The 1,770-nt window shown below is 57.9% G+C and carries 2 protein-coding genes; one reads left to right on the top strand and one right to left on the bottom strand.

Annotation, left to right across the window (positions count from 1 at the left end):
- Positions 1 to 1,130 (bottom strand): HAMP domain-containing protein (locus tag B3797_RS13905; RefSeq protein ID WP_311791379.1); only part of this gene is annotated, 1,130 nt, incomplete at its 3' end.
- 294 nt (positions 1,131 to 1,424) lie between these two features.
- Here B3797_RS13905 and B3797_RS13900 point away from each other — a divergent pair.
- On the top strand, positions 1,425 to 1,770 hold a 346-nt coding region (locus B3797_RS13900; protein ID WP_311791378.1), incomplete at its 3' end, for a DeoR family transcriptional regulator.

The following is a 1,770-nucleotide window of genomic DNA, read 5'->3' as shown; positions in this document are numbered from 1 at the left end:
GCGATGCCGTCGATAACGCTGACGATTTCGTTGATTTCGCGTGAGAACTGGTGGATCTCATCCATCGCTACTACCACTTTCTCCACCACTTCGCCGCCCTCCCCGGCGCGCTGCCGCGCCTCACGGGCGATATCGCTGGCGTGCTGCGCATTGCCGGCGTTGTTTTTCACCACGGAGGTAAGCTGCTCCATTGACGCCGCCGTCTGCTCCAGCGCGCTCGCCTGCGCCTCATTGCGCGATGATAGCTCGCGGCTGCCGTGTGCGACCTGCTCGGTGGTCTGCGCGATAGCGTCGGTGCCGGTACGCACGCCGGTCACAATTCGCGTCAGGCTATGGTTCATATCGCGCAGCGCCGTCATCAACTGCGCGGTTTCGTCACGGCCCGACACCTCAATGTGAGCGCGCAGATCGCCCGACGCCACGGTTTTGGCAATATCGATCGCCTGATTTAACGGCCGGGTAATGCTTTTGATCAGCCACAGCGTCACCAGCCCGCCCGCCAGCAAAATGCAGAGCATAACCGCCAGCAGCAGCAGCCGGGTCTGGTGATAGTGCGCCAGGTTATCGCTCTCAATCTCTTTATGCATCACCTGCGCGCGCTGCAGCGTGTCGTTAACCAGCCCGTCGATCATCTGCGTCGGCGCGCGGTCGATGCCGGTGACCAGCTTATCGACTCGTCCTGCGCTGTTGACGTCCTGAACGTTATAGTCGCTGAGCGCGCTCAGATAGCGCTGTTCCAGCCCGGCATGCACCTCGCGCGCCTTCGCGACGCTGACGCCGTCGATGCCAAGCGCCGCCTGAATGTGACTCAGCCTGGTGAGCAGCGCCTGGGTCTGGCGACTCTCTTCCAGAAAGGCGGTTTTATATTTATTGAAAACTTCCTCGCCCTGCGTCCCGCGCAGCAGCGTGTTTTTCCACTCCTGGACCTGAATCTTGAACTGGACCTGGGCGCTGCGCGCCGTATCGATACTCTCGGCGATGAGCATCTCACGCGCCATTATCGCCTCATTGTTATGCAACGCCTGCAGGTTGATCTGCAGGGCGCGCAGTCCCATTAACAGCGTGGCAAGCAACAACAGCGTGGCGAGAAAGCCCAGTCGCTGACCGATTTTAAAATGATTTAGCTTCATAAAGCCGATACCTGCTGATAATTAAGTGAGACGCCGGACGGCATCCCCCATGGTTATCGTCCCGACGAGCGCAGGCTTTACGCTATAAACCGATGTTTTATATGACACTTTTATGACAGAGACCGGACGCGGGAACGAGCAAGGCGGCGTTTGCGAGGCGATCTTATTACAGGTAAGATTGACCGCTTAGTAGACTGAACACGCAACTTATTAAAATTGCGAGAATTATCGCTGTTTCTCGGCGAGGCGCCTGCATCGCATTTCTTTCGGCCATCAACCACAACAGAGACGTCTATGGAAACCCGGCGCGACGAACGCATCCAGAAACTGACCCTGGCGTTAAAACGTACCGACAAGCTACATCTGAAAGATGCTGCGCAACTGCTGGGCGTCTCGGAGATGACCATTCGACGCGATCTGAGCGAGCCGGCATCAGCCGTGGTGCTGCTGGGCGGTTATATCGTCAGCGATCCGAAAAATCACGTCGGGCACTATTTTGTTTCTGACCAGCATGGCCAGAACGCGGCGAAAAAGCAGCGTCTGGCGCAGGCTGCCGCCAGCCTGATTAGCGAGAACGATACGGTCTTCTTCGACTGCGGCACCACCATTCCCTATATCATCGACGCCCTGCCTGACGGCC

Origin of the sequence: Pantoea sp. UBA5923 (assembly GCF_002431095.1) — a bacterium.
In the GTDB taxonomy this organism is placed as follows: Bacteria; Pseudomonadota; Gammaproteobacteria; order Enterobacterales; family Enterobacteriaceae; genus Pantoea; species Pantoea piersonii.
Note: the sequence above shows the minus strand (reverse complement) of the source record. Positions and strands in the feature narration are given on the sequence as shown.